The 17,479-nt window shown below is 64.5% G+C and carries 12 protein-coding genes; 10 read left to right on the plus strand and 2 right to left on the minus strand.

Going from position 1 to position 17,479, the window contains the following annotated elements; all coding sequences use genetic code 11:
- A partial coding sequence (locus ACE3P0_RS14840) for a hypothetical protein (protein WP_374403484.1) occupies positions 1 to 2,294 on the minus strand: 2,294 nt, incomplete at its 3' end.
- A gap of 574 nt (positions 2,295 to 2,868) precedes the next feature.
- On the opposite strand from ACE3P0_RS14840, the gene ACE3P0_RS14845 reads away from it, so the two are divergent.
- The 9 genes from ACE3P0_RS14845 (at position 2,869) to ACE3P0_RS14885 (ending at position 12,714) form a co-directional block, all read left to right on the plus strand.
- The gene (locus ACE3P0_RS14845) at positions 2,869 to 3,738 is read left to right on the plus strand and encodes a DUF4380 domain-containing protein (RefSeq protein WP_374403485.1); all 870 of its coding nucleotides are present in this window, start codon (positions 2,869 to 2,871) and stop codon (positions 3,736 to 3,738) included.
- Positions 3,739 to 3,944: 206 nt separating this feature from the next.
- On the plus strand, positions 3,945 to 5,201 hold the full coding sequence (locus ACE3P0_RS14850) for an ABC transporter substrate-binding protein (protein WP_374403486.1): 1,257 nt from the start codon (positions 3,945 to 3,947) through the stop codon (positions 5,199 to 5,201).
- 97 nt (positions 5,202 to 5,298) lie between these two features.
- The gene (locus tag ACE3P0_RS14855; RefSeq protein ID WP_374403487.1) at positions 5,299 to 6,267 is read left to right on the plus strand and encodes a carbohydrate ABC transporter permease; all 969 of its coding nucleotides are present in this window, start codon (positions 5,299 to 5,301) and stop codon (positions 6,265 to 6,267) included.
- Between the two features lie 4 nt (positions 6,268 to 6,271).
- Positions 6,272 to 7,114, plus strand: a complete 843-nt coding sequence (locus tag ACE3P0_RS14860) for a carbohydrate ABC transporter permease (protein WP_374403488.1) — start codon at positions 6,272 to 6,274, stop codon at positions 7,112 to 7,114.
- Positions 7,115 to 7,144: 30 nt separating this feature from the next.
- Entirely contained in the window at positions 7,145 to 8,509 is a 1,365-nt protein-coding gene (locus tag ACE3P0_RS14865) for a GH1 family beta-glucosidase (protein ID WP_374403489.1), read from the plus strand.
- A 4-nt stretch (positions 8,510 to 8,513) separates the two neighbouring features.
- Positions 8,514 to 9,611: an ABC transporter ATP-binding protein gene (locus tag ACE3P0_RS14870; protein ID WP_374403490.1), complete on the plus strand. Its 1,098-nt coding sequence runs from the start codon at positions 8,514 to 8,516 to the stop codon at positions 9,609 to 9,611.
- 4 nt (positions 9,612 to 9,615) lie between these two features.
- Positions 9,616 to 9,957: a hypothetical protein gene (locus tag ACE3P0_RS14875; protein WP_374403491.1), complete on the plus strand. Its 342-nt coding sequence runs from the start codon at positions 9,616 to 9,618 to the stop codon at positions 9,955 to 9,957.
- A 41-nt stretch (positions 9,958 to 9,998) separates the two neighbouring features.
- Positions 9,999 to 11,267 carry a porin gene (locus ACE3P0_RS14880; RefSeq protein ID WP_374403492.1) on the plus strand — a complete coding sequence of 423 codons (1,269 nt, stop codon included), beginning with the start codon at positions 9,999 to 10,001 and terminating at the stop codon, positions 11,265 to 11,267.
- Positions 11,268 to 11,421: 154 nt separating this feature from the next.
- Positions 11,422 to 12,714: an ABC transporter substrate-binding protein gene (locus tag ACE3P0_RS14885; RefSeq protein ID WP_206254232.1), complete on the plus strand. Its 1,293-nt coding sequence runs from the start codon at positions 11,422 to 11,424 to the stop codon at positions 12,712 to 12,714.
- A 20-nt stretch (positions 12,715 to 12,734) separates the two neighbouring features.
- Here ACE3P0_RS14885 and ACE3P0_RS14890 read toward each other — a convergent pair whose 3' ends face one another.
- Positions 12,735 to 13,769, minus strand: a complete 1,035-nt coding sequence (locus ACE3P0_RS14890; RefSeq protein ID WP_172203459.1) for a LacI family DNA-binding transcriptional regulator — start codon at positions 13,767 to 13,769, stop codon at positions 12,735 to 12,737.
- Positions 13,770 to 14,107: 338 nt separating this feature from the next.
- On the opposite strand from ACE3P0_RS14890, the gene ACE3P0_RS14895 reads away from it, so the two are divergent.
- Positions 14,108 to 17,470: a hypothetical protein gene (locus ACE3P0_RS14895; RefSeq protein WP_374403493.1), complete on the plus strand. Its 3,363-nt coding sequence runs from the start codon at positions 14,108 to 14,110 to the stop codon at positions 17,468 to 17,470.
- Positions 17,471 to 17,479 lie beyond the last annotated feature (9 nt).

Consider the following 17,479-nt stretch of genomic DNA (forward strand, 5'->3'; position numbering starts at 1 on the left):
GCGTGGTACAGGCCGTCTTCGCGGCGGTTGTGCGCGATCGATTCATCGAGCACCGTTTGCGCCGCCTGCAGTGCTTGCAACAGGTACTTGCTGCTGACGATGCGGCGGGTGCCCGGACAGGGCTGTGCATAGACCTGCTTGCGGTAGCGTTCGGCCGCGCGGCCCAGCGCATGGAACAGGCGGGTGCGTGCGGCGTCGTCCTGTGCGCTGCCGGCCCCGAAGGCCTGCAGCGCATCGCAGGTGTCGCGCAGCCATTGCTCGACGTCCGCGCCCAGCGCGAAATCGCCGGGGCGAGCCTCGAACAGGCGGATCAGGAAGTCCACATAGCGGCGTGCGTGGTACAGCGTCACCATCGACAGGCCGGCGCCGACCAGCGCGTTGTTGGCGTCGTTCCACTCCGGGCGCTGCGTGTTGAGCCACACGCCGCCACCGGGCACGAGGTTGCCGAGCTTGGCGAGCAGCGGCACCAGCAGCTTCTCGGCCAAGGTGACGAGGTAGACCTCGCCGGCGGCGTCGAGCACCAGCCGGCCGTCGCTGCCGATCGTTTCGCAGCGCTCGGCGACGAGCTTTTCGCCCGCCTTCGAGAAACTCACCGTGTGCTTCGGATCGGCCAGCAGTGCGTCGAAATCCGCGATGCGGTAGGGCACGTTGGCGTAGCTGAAGAGCGAATCGCCCAGCAGTTGCCGCAGTGCGACCGGGTCATGGCGCTCGCACAGTTCGAGCAGGCGCAGCAGGTAGATCAGCTGGTGATCGCCCCAGTAACCGATGTTGGACCACGGGTCTTCCGCGTCCTCGACTTCCCAGTCGATGCCTTCGTGCGTGATCCGGTACGGGTTGTAGCCGTCCAGCGTCGAGGCATTGACGAACTTCGCGACGATACTGGGCCCGAAGCCGGGGAAGGCCAGCAGCAGCGCTTCCCAGTTCTGGAAGATGTCGCGCCAGTTGCCCTGGTAGGCGCGCAGCAGTCGGCCGTCGGCATTGCGGCCGCGGATGCTGAAGTGGTTCCACGGGCGGCTCGGATCGCCATGGCGGCGGCCGAACACCAGTGGCAGGTATTCCATGCTCAGACGCCGCAGTTGCGGATCGGCTTGCTGCGACAGGGCGCCCTGCAACTGCGCCAGCGTCAGCGAGGCGGGCAGGCTGTCGAACCAGGCGGCGTGGCACTCGACGAGCTTGCGGTTGCGCAGCGCGAGGTTGCTGCGGAAGTCGTCGCGGTCGATGTGGTACTGATCATCGAATACCCCGCCGCGCATCACGTTGAACAGCGTGTTGGCGATGTGGTGGCAGGCTGTGCGCTCGTCCGCGACGGCCTGGAAGGCGTCGGCCGACGCGAGCAACTGGTGCAGCGCCGCTTCATCCTCCGCTTGTGCCGCATCCAGCGCGCGGGCGAGTGAAGTGGCGTCGCCCAGCTCCTTCACACGGGCAACAACTTCACTTTGCTTGAGCGGCGTATCGAGCACGATGCGCCAGCTTTGCGTCGCACCCGCGGCCAGTGCCAGGCGGGTGTGCAGCAGGAAGGCACCGGCCACGCCGCGGCGCAGCTTGCCCGAGGCGAGCTGCTCGCCACGGCGCAGGGCATCGAAATCGCTGGCGGCCAGGTAGATCTCGGCGCCTTCAAGGCCCACGGCATAGGCGACCGTGGCGAGCAACGACTCGGCTGGTTCGGCGCGATCGCTGATCCGCGCATACAGCGAGTAGGTGGCCAGACCGTTCGCTTCGAGCTCGTTCCACTTGTAGGCGTCGATCAGGTTGCTCGCGCGGCTCTGCAGCGTCCGCGGGGTATCGGCCGGTAGCAGGTTCAGCACGCCATCCACCAGTTCGAACGCCACCGGCGCCGCAAGCGAACGCACGCTCGCCTCACGCACGATGCCGAAGCGGCCGGCGCTGGTCCAGGTGTAGGCGAAGCACAGCCCGAGGTCGTGGTTGGTTTCGCTGAACACGATGCGCATGCCCAGCTCGTCCTTCAACAGGCTGCGTTCGAGCCGGTAGCGCCCGCGCTGCTCTAGGTTGAAGGGCTCCCATTCCCGCGCCGCATCGCCTTCGCCGACGCGCAGCCAGGTGCGGCTGCCGGTATGCAGGCCGCTGCGATGCAGTACGTCCGAAGTGTTGTACGGGAAGAGCGCCTGCTCCGGCGCGCCACGGCCGGCGGTGAGGCCGCCGTGCGAGGAGATGAACAGCCACAGATCGCTGGCCGACACCATCGTCATGAAGAAGGGCGGCAGTTCGTCGTAGCCGCGAATCTCGTAGTAACGCCGACCGTCCAGGGTGACAAAACTGCCGCTTGAGGTGCTCATGTGTGCTCGGAATCTTTGAATGTGTAGGGGAGCGCCAAGCGCCGAACCCTTGCTTCGGGGCGATTGGCGCTGGCCGAAAAATCAAAATGAAAGCGCTTACATCTGACTGCAGTCTAACTGCACAGGAAATGATCCGTCTTGCTGAAAGTGCACAACCCCGTACCAGGCGCGATTGAAGCGGCTGCATGGCTTGCAGCGAAAAGGTTAGGGGATTCCGGCGGTTTTCGCCGCGGCGCTGGCGTGACGCACATGGGGAACGATGCTTAAATGTGAAAGCGGTTTCATTTTGCGTTGCAGCGCGACTGCGTGCGCCGGCTCCGAGCGCCTTGCCCGGCAAGGCTTTGCCGCGTCTCGCACTGGTCGTGCCGCGAACCGCTGAAATCGGGCCGCCGAGGCCTGACCGCACAGGACATCCCTTAACGAAGGGCTGAATCAGTGAGCGAGATGAATGCAGCGCCGGACGATCTGCGCGCCGCGACCGCGGTTTCCGAACGGGTCGTTGCGGATGCGGGCGCGCCGGCGTGTGCTGTCGGGGCCACTTGTTCAGACCTTCGCCAACCATCGGTCATTCAGCATGCCTGTTAGTTCCCCCTTCGTTCCGCTGCGTGGTGCCTGTCTGCAGCGGCTGCAATGGCTTGTCGCCGGCGACCTCGCGCTGGGGGTCGATGCGGCCCGTGGCGGGCGGATCGTGTCGTTCTCGCGCAATGGCGAGGAGATCCTGACGCCGGCCTCGGTACATCCCGACAACTATGGCTCCACGCTGTGGGATTCCCCCCAGCGCACCTGGGATTGGCCGCCGCGCGCGGTGCTCGACATCGAGCCTTACGGCGTCAGTCACGACGGCGACACGCTGGTGCTCGAAAGCGGTGTCGATCCCTGTGGCTTGCGCTTCACCAAGCGGATTCGCGTCGAACCGGGCGTGGAGCGGATCGAACTGGAATACCGCATCAGCAACTGTGGCGACGCGCCGGTGCGCGTAGCGCCGTGGGAGGTCACCCGCACCGCCGGCGGCTTGAGCTTCTTTCCCTTCGACGCGTCGGATGGGTTGCCGGCGACGGACCTGCAGCCGGTCGTCCGGCAAGACGGTATCTGTTGGTACCCCTTTGCCCCTGCGGTGCTCGAAAAGGGGCGCAAGCTTTTCGAACTGGGTAGCGAGGGCTGGCTTGCGCATGTGGGCCAGGGGCAGCGGTTGCTGTTCGTCAAAACCTTCCCGGTCACGCCGCGCGACGCACTAGCGCCGGGCCAGGGCGCCGTTGAGATATGGGGGCACGACGAGGCGCTCTACGTCGAGCTGGAAAACCACGGCCCGTATGTGTTGCTCGCGCCGGGCGAACAGATCAGCTATCCCGTGTGTTGGTACCTCGAGCCGCTGCCAGCGGACCTGCGCATCGGCGTTGGTGAGCCTGGCCTTGTCGCGCTGGCGCGCGCGATTGCCGCACGCTGAGACCATGCCGGCCACCCGTCTGACATTCCCGATGATCTGTTGCGCAGGAAAAGCAAGATCGAGGGGGGCGGGTGACGCGGCTTGTGCCATTGCGTCGGGGAGGGTTGACGGGCCTTACCCCGGGAGCGCTACACTGGCGCCGTACTGAAAGCGCTTTCAAAACATAAAACAGCCTTTCAGGTCGTCCAAATCCAGAGGAGATGAGCATGCGTGTATTGATCAAGCGCCGCGTCATTGCGGCGGCCGTTGTGGCCGGGCTGTGCGGATCGGCGGCAGATGCCGCGACGACCATCACGGTGGCGGCATTCCCCGCCCTCGATGCGGCGGTGAAGGCGGCGATTCCCCTCTACAAGAAACTGCATCCGGATGTCGAGATCAAGCTGGTGAGCCTGGCCTATGCCGACCACCATGTGGCAATGACCACCTCGCTCGCAACAGCCTCTAACTTGCCGGACGTGATGGCGGTTGAAGTCGGCTTCATCGGCAAGTTCGCCGAATCCGGTGGCTTGGAAGATCTGAGCAAGCCGCCGTACAACGCGGCGCAGTTCAAGGACAAGTTTGCGCGCTTCACCGTGCCGCAAGCCACCGGCCCGAACGGCAGCCTGGCTGCGATCCCGGCGGACATCGGCCCGGGCACGCTGCTGTATCGCAAGGATCTGATGGACAAGGCCGGCGTGACCGAGGCCGACCTGACCAAGAGCTGGGAGTCGTACATCGAGTCCGGCAAGAAGCTCAAGGCCGCCACCGGTGCCTACCTGGTCGCCAGCGCGGCAGACATCAAGGACATCTATATCCGCTCCGGCCTGAAGGATGGCGATGGCGTGTACTTCGACAAGGCCGGCAAGAGCGTGGTGGATACGCCGCGTTTCGTGAAGGCGTTTGAACTGGCGAAGGCCGCGCACACCGCAGGCGTGGATGGCAAGATCAGCGCCTGGAGCAACGAGTGGTCCGAAGGCTTCAAGCGCGGCCAGATCGGTACGCAGATGATGGGTGCCTGGCTCGCCGGCCACCTGCAAACCTGGCTGGCGCCGAACACCAAGGGTGCCTGGCGTGCAGCCCAACTGCCGGCGGGTGCCTTCGCATCCTGGGGCGGTTCGTTCTACGCGATCCCGACCAAGGCAGCGAACAAGACCGAGGCCTGGGAGTTCATCAAGTTCCTCACGCTCGACAAAAAGATGCAGATCGAGTCGTTCCGCAAGCTCGATGCTTTCCCTGCATTGATCGAAGCGCAGAACGATCCGTTCATCGATCAGCCGATCGACTTCCTCGGTGGCCAGAAGGCGCGCCAGTTGTGGAAGGTTGCAGCGGAGAAGATCCCGGCGATTGATGTCGACAAGTACGACTCGATCGCGCAGGAAATCGTGAATGCCGAGCTCGAAAAGGTGATCGAGCAGAACAAGGACATTCCGAAGGCGCTGGCCGATGCCAAGGCCTTGATCGAGCGGCGAGCCCGCCGACGCTAAGTTCCCCCGGCCGGGGTGGGCTTGTCCCTCTCACCCCCCCTCTCCCGAGAATCACCCCGGCCACCTTTTCTTTCGGAGTATCGCAATGGAAGCGCCGATGTCTATTGATCGGTCGGGTGCTGCTGCGCCCGCGAAAAGCCGCCGCAGGCTGCAGCCGTGGGAATGGGCACCTTATGTGTTCATCAGCCCGTTCTTCATCCTGTTCCTGTGCTTCGGGCTCTTCCCGCTGCTGTTCTCCGTCTGGCTGTCGTTCCACTCCTGGGATGCGGCAACCGGCCTCGGTGGCATGACCTGGGTCGGCATCGAAAACTACGAGTTCGTGCTGGGTGACGAGTGGTTCCACAAGTCGCTCTTCAACACCTTCTGGCTCGCGATTGCCTCCGGCCTGCCGCAGCACCTCGTCGCGATTCCGCTGGCATTCTTTGCACACACCTACCTCGCGAAGTACCGCAACACGGTTGTAGGTATCTACTTCCTGCCCTTCATCACGTCGAGCGTGGCGATTGCGCTGGTCTTCAACTCGCTGTTCTCGCGTGACTTCGGCATCGTCAACGTGGTGCTGACTTCGATCGGCAATTTCGAAGTCGCCGGGCTGCATCCGCTCTCATGGCTGTTCCCGACCACCAACATTGATTGGGGCCAGCCGCAATACACCAAGCCGATGATCGCGTTCGTCGTGTTCTGGCGCTATGTCGGCTGGAATACCGTGCTTTACCTCTCGGCCCTGCAGACGATTCCGCACGATCTGTACGAAGCCGCGACGATCGACGGCGCCTCGCGTCGCCAGCAGTTCTGGTACATCACGCTCCCGCTCCTGAAGCCGATGATGTTCCTCGCCGTGACGATGACGATCATCGGCAACCTGCAGCTGTTCGAGGAGCCTTTCATCATCACCAGCGGTACTGGTGGCCTGGATCAGGCCGGCAAGACGGCCGCGATGCACATGTACAACACCGCCTTCGTCGACAGCGACTTCGGCACCGCCAGCGCCGTTGCGTGGGTGCTCTTCATGCTGATCGCGCTGCTGACGGTGGTGAATAACAAGATCTTTTCGCAGAAGGATTGAGGCCATGGCTATCGTCACCAAGCGCGTGAGCCCGACCCGTTGGTTCGCCTATTTCACCGTCGCGGCGGGCTCGATCATCATGCTCGCGCCGTTCTGGTTCATGTTCGTGTTCGCCACGCACACGAACACCGAAATCCTCTCGGTGCCGCCACCGGTGTGGTTTGGCGATGCGTTCATCGGCAACCTCAATCTGTTGCTCGACAAGCTGCCGTTCTTCTGGAAGAACCTGGGCTGGAGCTTCTACATCGCGATTGCGGTCACTGCGCTGAACCTGTTCTTCTGCTCGCTCGCCGGCTATGCGTTCGCGATGTACCACTTCAAGTACAAGGAGCGGCTCTTCGCGGTGATCATGGCGACCGTGATGCTGCCGTCCTTCGTCGGCATGATCCCGACCGCGCTGGTGATGAGCTGGCTCGGCTGGATGAACCAGCCCAAGGCGTTGATCATCCCCGGAGCCTGCGGCGCGTTCGGCATCTTCATGATGCGGCAGTACATCAGCTCCGCGATTCCGCGCGAACTGACCGAAGCGGCACGCATCGATGGCTGCAGCGAGTTCGGCATCTACTGGCGCATCGTGCTGCCGCTGATCACGCCAGCACTCGGTACGCTGGGGCTCGTCACCTTCATTGGCACCTGGAACAACTTCGCCGGGCCGCTGATCGTGATCCGCGATATGGAAATGTTCACCGTGCCGCTCGCGCTGCGTGCGCTGCAAGGCACCGGCCAGGTGCCGTGGGGTGCGATCTCCGCCGGTTCTGCGATCGCCGTGCTGCCGCTGCTGGTGATCTTCGTGATCTCGTCGCGTCGCCTGATCGCCGGCCTCACCTCGGGTGCCATCAAGGGCTGAGGCCCTGAGCCAGAACAACGCCAGCGCGCCATGAAACCCACAGCCTCTCCTCTGTGCGAAAACCTCACGAATCAGCCCTTCCCGGCTGACTTCGTGTGGGGTGTCGCTACGAGTGCCTACCAGATCGAAGGTGCTGCCGCCGAAGACGGGCGCGGTGCGTCGATCTGGGATGTGTTCGCCGCGCAGGCGGGCAAGGTGGCCGGCGGCTACACCGGTGCGGTTGCGTGCGACCACTACCACCGCTACCGCGAAGACGTGGCGCTGATGCAGTCGTTGAATGTCGGCGCCTATCGCTTCTCGATCGCCTGGCCGCGCGTGCAGCCGGACGGCGCCGGTGCCTGGAACGAGCAGGGTTGGGACTTCTACGCCCGTCTGCTCGATGCACTCGACGAGGCGGGCATCGCTGCGCACGCCACGCTCTATCACTGGGATCTGCCGCAGGCGCTCGAAGATAAGGGCGGCTGGCGCAATCGCGATACCGCCGCCCGCTTCGCCGACTACGCGGCGGAGTTCGCACGCCGCTTCGGCGACCGCGTGAAGACGATCGCGACGCACAACGAACCGCTGTGTACCGCGATGATCGGTCACGAAGAGGGCCGCTTTGCACCGGGCCTGAAGGATCGCAAGGCGGCCTACCAGGTCGCGCACAACCTGCTGCTGTCCCACGGCCTCGCGATGCGCGCGATGCGTGCTGTCGATAGCGGTGCCGAACTCGGCATCGTGTTGAACCAGTCGCCCGCCTATGCGGCCGCGAACACCGAAGCGGCACGCGCTGCGGCGCGCCTTGCCGATGCAATGTGCAACCGCCTGTTCATGGACCCGCTGTTCCGCGGCGCCTATCCGGCGGATCTGCTCGCGCACCTCGGTGCCGACGCGCCGGTCGTGCAGCCGGGTGACATGGACCTGATCCGCGCACCGATCGACTTCCTCGGCATCAACTACTACAGCCGCATCTGGGCCGGCGCCGCAGCCGGCGAGCAAGCGCCGTGTGCGCTCGGTGTGACCGACATGGGCTGGGAGATCTACCCGCAGGGGCTCACCGAGCATCTGGTACGGATCGCCCGCGACTATACGCCTCCACCGATCTACATCACCGAGAACGGCTGTGCCTGTGCTGACGTGCTTGAAGGCGGTGCGGTGCATGACGGCGCCCGGGTGGATTTCCTCGCGCGCCATCTTGAAGCGCTGCGCGCTGCTATCGCCATGGGCGCCGATGTGCGCGGCTACTTTCAATGGAGCCTGCTCGACAACTTCGAATGGGACTCCGGCTACGCCAAGCGCTTCGGCCTGATTTATGTGGATTACGCGACGCAGCGTCGCGTACTCAAGGACAGCGCGCGCTGGTACGCCGCTTACATTACCGCGCAACGAAACGGCGCGACGACGCAGGGATAGAAAAATGTCGAGTGTTTCTCTTCGAAAGATCAGCAAGCGTTATGACAACGAGGGGCCGGAGGTCGTCAAGCGACTGAGCCTCGATGTGCATGACGGCGAGTTCATGGTTTTCGTCGGGCCGTCGGGCTGCGGCAAGTCCACGATGCTGCGCATGATTGCCGGCCTCGAAGACATCACCGACGGCGATCTGATGATCGACGGCGTGCGTGCCAACGACATCCAGCCTTCGCAACGCGGTGTGGCGATGGTGTTCCAGAGCTACGCGCTGTATCCGCACATGACGGTCGGCGAGAACATGGGCTTCGCGCTCAAGCTCGCCGGCAAGCCGAAGGAAGAAGTGAAGGCTGCCGTCGGCCGCGCCGCCGAGATCCTGCAGATTTCGCATCTGCTCGACCGCAAGCCCAAGGCGCTCTCCGGCGGTCAGCGCCAGCGTGTGGCGATCGGCCGCTCGATCGTGCGCAAGCCGAAAGTCTTCCTCTTCGACGAACCGCTTTCCAACCTCGATGCCGCGCTGCGTGTACAGATGCGGATCGAACTGGCGAAGCTGCATGCCGAACTGAAGACCACGATGATCTACGTGACCCACGACCAGGTCGAAGCGATGACGCTCGGCGACCGCATCGCGGTATTCAACGGCGGCAAGGTGGAGCAGGTCGGTCGTCCGCTCGATCTTTACAGCCGGCCGGTGAACCAGTTTGTCGGCGCCTTCCTCGGCAGCCCGCAGATGAACTTCATCGAATGCCGCGCTGGTGTGCAGCGTGGCGACTCGCTCGATCTGCACTTCGGCGATGTCGTCCGTTGCGTGCCGCTCGCCGGCATGGTCGCGCCGGGCAATGGCGACCCATTGCAGCTGGGCGTTCGTCCGGAAGACCTGCTGGTCGTCGACGAAGGTCTCGGGCTCCCGGCCACCGTCGATCTGGTCGAGCATCTGGGCGATGCGACGATCGTGTATGCCACCGATGTCGTGTCGCGCCAGGCGCTCACGCTGAAGGCCGCCGACTTCCCGGCTGAAGTCAAGGCGGGGGCGCGTATCGGGCTGATGCCGCGCATCGGCAGCTTCCACCTGTTTGCGGCCGATGGCCGCAGCCTGACGCGCCAGTAAAGCCATGCGCCTGAACACGCTCTGCATTGATGTGGCGTTGCGCGGCCAGTCGGCGCGGCCCACCGAACAGCCCACCTCCTGCCACTCCTGTGGCTATTTAGCGGCAGACCTCCCGTCACCGGAGGTCTGCCCGCCTTTCTCGGGGCGAGTGGGCGATGCAGCGCGCGTTTTCGGTTCCTTTTTTGGGTCGAGGAATGAAAGCGCTGTCATTTTCAGCGAAACCCGCGAGACACCACAGCCCGGCGCCGCCGCTGATTTCAACGATATCCAGCTTCTTTGTGCGGATGCGGCCATGAAAGCGCATTCGCAATGTAGTTCGCACAAGCCACGAGCGCTTGGCACCTGAACGCCCCAACGGGGCATTTACAAAAAGTGAGGAGAGCAATAATGAGGACCACTCTTACGACCGGCCGCCGTCAGATCGTCTGCGCCGTTGCACTGGCACTGGCCGGCCTGGCCGCCACCAGCGCCCGCGCCGACATTTCGGTCAGTGGCGATGTGCAGGCGCGCGTCGGCACGATGACCCGCAGCGGCGACTGGAACACCGGCTACGACAACACCAAGACCTCGGTTGATGGCCTCTTTGCCTTGTTCCTGTCCGGCACCAAGGATCTGAAGAACGGCTACAACATCGGCTTCAACTGCAACACCGTGGCGACGACGGTGAGCGGTGCGAACGGTGGCTACATCGGCGCGGCACTGCCGGTCTCGCATAACTGGGACCCGTTCTTCGCCGGTCAGGACAACTACCAGCAGAACGGCCACGGCGGCTTCTCGTCGTACGGCGATGTGAACGGCGACAGCAAGGGCCCGATGTGTAACGACGAAGTCTACGGCACGCTGATCACGCCGTACGGCCGTGTGCAGGTCGGCAACATCATGAACCCGATGCGTCTGCTGTATGACCTGACGACCGTTGATCCGGTCTGGGGTGACCAGCGCGGTTACTACCAGATGTCCGACATCCGCGGCAACGCGCTGCGCTATGGCAACAGCTTTGGCCCGGTCGGCGTCGAGCTGCAGTTCCAGACCGAGAGCAATGCCGCCAAGTCGGGCGATACGAAAAGCAACGGTTACGCCTACACCGGCGTCGTGACTTACGACTTCGGCAACGGCAGCTTGCTCGGCGCCGGCCTGCTGTACTCCGACGGCGACTTCGGCGACAAGTACGTCACCGCCAGCGACGGCAAGGTGAACCACATGTCGTATGGCTTCACTGGCAAGACGCGCCTCGGCCCGGTCAACCTCGCTGCGACCTACCACTCTGGCTACAACCGTCCGAAGGATTTCGAGCAGCAGTACGGCAGCAAGAACTTCGTCGAAGAGTCGGATGTGACCCTCAAGGCCACCTACGACATCGCGTCGTGGAGCCTGCAGGGCTACGCCAGCTTCGAAACGATGAAGTGGAACACGCCGGCCGCCTGGGGCGCTGCCTACACGATCCGCGTGGGTGATGACGCCGGCAAGACCTTCAACCGCCTGAAGACCGAGCGCGTGAACCTGGACTTCTGGGCGCTCTACAACCTTGGCGTCGGCGCTCAGCCCTTCCTGCGCATCAACACGATCAACAAGAAGTTCAGCACACCGGACATCTCGAGCTTCGAGGCGGACACCCGCGCCACCAAGTTCGAAGCTGGCTGGCTGATGCACTTCTGATCGGTTTGACCCTGTACCCCACAGTCGCCCCCAAGGTGGCTGCTGGGTGCTGACCCGCGTGCGGGCGGCGACATGCCGTCCGCACCGGGTGCCCCACGACCCGCCGTCAAAAAAGGTGGGCGCAGACTAAAGACCACGTTTGGAGGAGATGGCCATGAGCAGGCTCATCACGCTTGTGCTGGCAATGGGGCTGGCATGCCTTGCGTCGCACGCGGTTGCACAGACTGCGGCCCCGGTGCGTATCGGTGTCGTCGGAACATTCAGCGGCCCGACTGCCGAAGCCGGGCTGTCCATGCGGCAAGGCGTTCGCCTCGCCGTCGAAGAACTCAACTGGAAGGGCGGCCTCGCGGACCGCAAGATCATGCTCGTCGAAGTCGACGACCAGAACGATCCGGATCGCGGCGAGGACGAAGCCAAACGAATCGCCGCGCGCGGCGGTGTCGACTATGTGATCGGATTCACCAGCAGCGCGGTCGCCATGCGGGCGCTGCAACCCCTGCAGGAAGCCGGCGTGCCGGTGCTGATCGCCGGCGCCTCTGACTCGTCGCTGACGCGCTTGTTCGAGCCGCCGATGCACAAACTCAACTACATCTTCCGCGTGGCCGCGAGCGATCTTGCCCAAGCAGACCTGATCGTGCGCGAGACGATCGATCGCCAGCATTACAAGCGCCTGGGCATCCTCGTCGAGTCATCGCCCTATGGCAACGCGGGGCGCGACATGCTGCGCGACCGCCTGCGTCGGCGGCTCTACGCGCCGCCCTTCAACGGCAAGCCGGACGATTTGCGCGCCTGGGTTCGCGACGCCGAAGGCGGCATGCAGGCGCCTTTCGTCGCCCAGTTCCAGAGTGGCCAGACCGACATGGTCGGCTTGCTCAACCAGGCCCGCGCGGCTCAGGTTGATGCCTTGGTTGTGTGGGGGCAGACCGCTGAGACCGCAGCGATTGTGCGCACCCGTGCGCGGATGGGCTGGAACGTGCCCATCGTTGGCGGCAGCGACCTTGCGAGCGCAGCCTTTGTGAAGGGCGCGGGCAAGTCGGGCCAGGCGGTACGTATGCCCACCACGCTCGTAGCCGATCCGATCAACTCGCGCCGGCAGGAATTCCTGCTCGCGCTCAAGCGCCAGGGCGGCGCCGAGGCAATCGCGGCCCTGCCGGCGGCGGCGCAAGGCTATGACGCGATGTTGCTGCTCGCAGCGGCGAGCCGCCAAGTTCAGAGTGCAGAGCGCAACGCGGTGCGCGGCGCGCTCGAATCACTCAAGGCGCCGGTCTTCGGGGTGATCACGACCTATCAGGCACCATTCTCGCGTGAGGATCACGAGGCGATCTCGGCCGACATGGTCGGCATCGGCGAGATCCAGGGCGAGCGCATCGCCTACGCCCATCGCGACGAAGTCAGCGCGATCATTCTCGGCAAGCGGATCGCCGCGGGTACGCCGCAGCGCCCCTGATCGTGTTGCGACGCGCGACCTCAGCGGCGAAGCGGGCGGGACGAGGCCCGGACGATCAGTTCGGGCTGCGGCAAACGCCCCTTCGCCGGTTCGCCGTGGATCATGCCAACCAGCGCGCGCGCAGCGATCTCGCCCATCTCGTAGGCGGGCTGTTTGACACTCGTCAGCGGCGGCACGACGTAGTTGGAGACCGGCAGGTCGTCGAAGCCCACCACCGAAATGTCCTCCGGCACGCGGATCCCGTGGCTATGCAGGGCAAGCCGCGCGCCGAAGGCCGATTGGTCGTTCGCCGCAAACACCGCCGTGAAGGGCGTGCGTGCCGCGATCAACTGGTTGATCGCGAGCAGGCCACCCGGCTCATGGAAGTCGGCATGCACCACCAGGTCGTCGTCCGGCTGGATGCCGGCGTCGACCAGCGCCTCGCGGTAGCCGCGCAGGCGTTCGATCGAGTCGAAGTGGTCCAGCGGGCCGGCGACGTGCGCAATGCGTTTGTGGCCGAGATCGATCAGGTGTTGCGTGGCCATGCGTGCGCCGACGTAGTCGTCGAAACGCAGACTCATCAGGTTGGGGCCTTCGAGGTCGCGTCCGGTCACCACCAGCGGCACTTCCGTGGCGTAGCGGAGCAACATCTCGTCCGGCAGGCTGCCGGTCAGCACGATCAGGCCATCGACACGGCGCGAGAGCAGGTGTTCGAGGCGTTCCACCTCGTCACGCAGCAGCCAGTGCCCGCTGACGATCAGCGGAATCGCCCCGGTGTCCTTCAGGGCGTTCTCGATCCCGCGCAGCGCTTCGCCGTAGAAGGGCGACGCAATGTCCTGTGTGAGCACGCCAATGCTGTTGGTACGCCCTTGAGCCAGCCCGCGTGCGAGCGCGTTCGGGCGGTAGTTGAGCTCCTTGATCACCGCTTCGACGGCGGCCCGCTTGCGCTCACTGACGCGCGCCGATCCGTTGAGGATGCGCGACACCGTGGCCGGAGATACGCCGGCGGTTCGCGCCACCATCTCAAGCGTGATGTTCTCGGGCAGTTCGGACGGGATGGGGCGGTCTGTCGTCATGAAGTGCGGGGGGGCGAGCTGTGTTCAGGGTTGTATATCAGATCAGCCGCGTATCGCGCCTGTCGGACATCTCAAGTGTGCCAATTCTTCGGCATCACGCGACGATGTGCCGCAAAGCGCGGGCGACGTACTGCTGCACTGCAGGTATCCGTGCCGCGCGAGCTGAGCTTCTTGCGCATTGAAAGCGCTTTCAATATTCTGTTCCCTTCAAACGATCCAAGGCAAGCTTTTCCCGCGAAAAGCGGCTTCGAGCGAAGAGAGAACCGAACCATCCATCACTTCCCGGCGTCCGGCGCAGCGCGGCCGGCTCGGGGTAACGCTCTCTTCCTGGTGCCACGATGAATCCAAGCTCCGAACCCGTCTACCTCGTCGATCCGGCTGATCCGCAGCGTTTCCGTATCGAGGGCTATCACCGCGCCAAGCCCTTTGCGAGCTTCTTCCCCGGCATTGCCGGCGTGATGGGCGTGCCCTTGTGGGCCTTCTACGTGAACCGGGGGCAGGGCGTCAGCAGCTTCGGCGTTCAGGACAAGGACGGCGCGATCGTCGAGTTCCAGCCGGCGAACAAGGCGTTTCGCCAGACCAGCAACACCGGCTTCCGCACGTTCGTGCACTGGCGCCGCGCCGGGCGCAGCGGCTTTGCCGAGCCCTTCCGCGACAGCCTGGCGGCACGCGCCAACGAGCCCGCGCGTCACCTGAGCATCAGTCCGTGGGATCTGCGCCTGGAGGAACATGACGCCGCGCTGGGGCTGCGTTTCCAGGTCCGCTATTTCACGATTCCGAACGAGCCGGTCGCGGCCCTGGCGCGTGAGTTGGTGATCACGAACACGGCCTCCGAGCCGGTCGTGCTGCAGCTTGTCGATGGCCTGCCGCAGTTCATGCCCTATGGCCTCAACGACTGGGCCATGAAGCACATGTCGCGCACGATCGAGGCGTGGTACACCGTCGACAACCTCGACCAGCGCGCGCCCTACGCACGGCTGAAGGTGACCTTCGCCGACACCGCCGAGGTGAAGCCGATCGACAAGGGGCATGCCTTCTTCGCGACGCTCACGCAGGGCGGCGAAACCCGCCTGCTCGACCCGGTGATCGATCCGCAGGAAGTGTTCGGGCGTGTCACCGATTTCGATTTCCCGGAGCAGTTTGTCGGTGGCCAGTACCGCTGGCGCGCCGAACAGCAGTCGGGCAACCGCACGCCGAGCGCGCTGGCGCATGGCGGTGTCAGCCTCGCGGCGGGTGAATCGGTGACCTTGCATGCGCTGTTCGCGAAGGTGGATAGCCTTGCGGACTGGAACGCGCGTCTGCCGCAGTACGCCACGCCCGCCTTCTTCGCCGCCAAGGCGGACGAGAACGAGCAACTGGTGCGCGCGCTGATGGACCGCTGCTTTCTCGTTACCGAGGATGCGCGGCTCAACGCCTATGCCGGCCAGAACTTCCTCGACAACCTCTTGCGTGGCGGCTACCCGCTATCGATCGGCAACGCCGAACGGCGGGATGTGCTGTACCTGTTTTCGCGCCGCCATGGTGACATCGAGCGCGACTACAACCAGTTCCGCCTCGCGCCGACCTACTTCTCGCAGGGGAATGGCGCTTACCGCGATGTGAACCAGAACCGCCGCAACGATGTGTGGTTCAACCCGGATGTCGGCGCCGCGAACATCGAGTACTTCGTCAACCTGATCCAGCTCGACGGCTACAACCCGCAAGTGGTGAAAGGGCTGCGCTACCAGCTCGACGTGGCGGCCGCACAGCCGGCGCTCGACCGCCTGGTACCGCCGGCGCTGCACGACAGCCTGCTCGGCGCGCTGGCGAAACCGTGGATTCCGGATACGGTGATCCGCTGGGCTGCGGAGCATCAGGCGACGCTGCGCGGGCCGCTGTTCGAGCTGGTTTCCGCGCTGGTGCTGGCGAGTCGCAAGCTCGAAGACGCCGAGCACGGAGAAGGCTTCTGGACCGACCACTGGTTCTACAACCTCGACCTGATCGAGAGTTTCGAAGGCCTCTTCCCGGATCGCATGGCGGCGCTGCTGACGGCCGAGCGCCGTTTCAGCTACTTCGACAATGCGGTGCGGGTGCTGCCGCGCGCGCAGAAGTACGTGCTGACGGCGAACGGCCCACGCCAGTACGAGGCGGTGGCGCTCGACGAAGGCAAGGCGGCACTGATTGCCATGCGCAGCTGCGAGGCGGACAAGGTGCGCACCCGCGATGGCGCGATCTACCGCTCCAGCCTGCTCTCCAAACTGATCCTGCTGGCAACCGTCAAGCTCTCTACCCTCGATCCCGCCGGCATGGGCATCGAGATGGAAGCCGACAAACCCAACTGGAACGATTCGATCAACGGATTGCCCGGCCTGTTCGGTTCATCGATCAACGAGAGCCAGGAACTGCTGCGATTGCTGCGGCTGATCCTGCGCTGGAGCGATGACTATGCGCTGCAACGCGCGAACGTCACGCTGCCGGAAGAGGCCGCGGCGCTGCTCGATGAAATTCGCCACCTTGTCGCCGTTCGCCTGGCTGGCAGCATCGATGCCTTCGAATACTGGTCACAAGCGGCCGATGCACGCGAAGCCTATCGCTCACAGTTGCTGGCCGAGTTGTCCGGTCGCGAGCGCCGCTGGGCGCTGGCCGATCTGCGCGGTTGGCTGCAGCAGTCGGCCGAGCTGCTGGCGGCGGGCATTGGGCGGGCATTCGACGAGAGGCTTGGCATCAGCACTACGTACTGGATGTTCGATCTGGTCGAGTACGAAGCACTCAATGCAACGCGCGAGCTGCATGGCAAGCCGATGCCGACCTGCCGTGCAATCCGCTTCGTCCCCAAACCGGTGGCGCCCTTCATCGAAGGCAGTGTGCACGCGCTGCGGCTTGCCCGCGACACCGCGGAAGCGGAGGGGATCGCCGCCGGCGTGCATGAATCGGAGCTCTACGACGCGCCCTTGGGCATGTACAAGGTGAGCGGTTCGACGCGGCAGATGCCGCTGGAGATCGGCCGACTGCAGGCATTCACGCCGGGCTGGCTGGAGAACGAGTCGATCTTCCTGCACATGTCCTACAAGTACCTGCTCGAACTGCTGCGCGCGGGTCTCTACGACACCTTCTGGCAAGCCGCGAGAACCGGTCTGGTGCCGTGGCGCGATCCTGCGCAGTACGGTCGCTCGACGTTCGAGAACGTATCCTTCATCGTCACCAGCGCAAATCCGGACGCGGCACTGCACGGCAACGGCTTCTCGGCACGCCTCTCTGGTAGTACCAGCGAGTTCTACAACATGTTGCTACTCGCGATTCTGGGCGAGCGCCCCTTCCGCGTCGGTGATCACGGCGCGCTGTCGTTCGAGGCCCGCCCAGCGCTGCCCGGTGAGCTGTTCACCACCGATGCGCGCCATGTGCGGCGTGCCATCGCGAGCGGCATCGTTGCACCCGGGCCGGACGGCAAGGAAGTTGCGCGCGAGGCGACGTTGCCGGCGGGTTCGCTGGCATTCAGCATCCTTGGCGACTGCCTGCTGGTGCTCGAGAACCCGCTGCGACGCGACACCTGGGGGGCAGACGGTGTGCAGGTGCAGGGCTACCGGATTCACTACAACGACGGCGTACGGCATGCAATCAGCGGTCGCACGCTCGCGGCGCCGCATGCGCAGGCTTTGCGCGATGGTGCAATCGAACGATTGACGGTGGTGCTCGGCCGAGAGGCCAGTAACGCGACCGGGTAAGCTGGACAA

Origin of the sequence: Niveibacterium sp. (assembly GCF_041909475.1) — a bacterium.
In the GTDB taxonomy this organism is placed as follows: Bacteria; Pseudomonadota; Gammaproteobacteria; order Burkholderiales; family Rhodocyclaceae; genus Niveibacterium.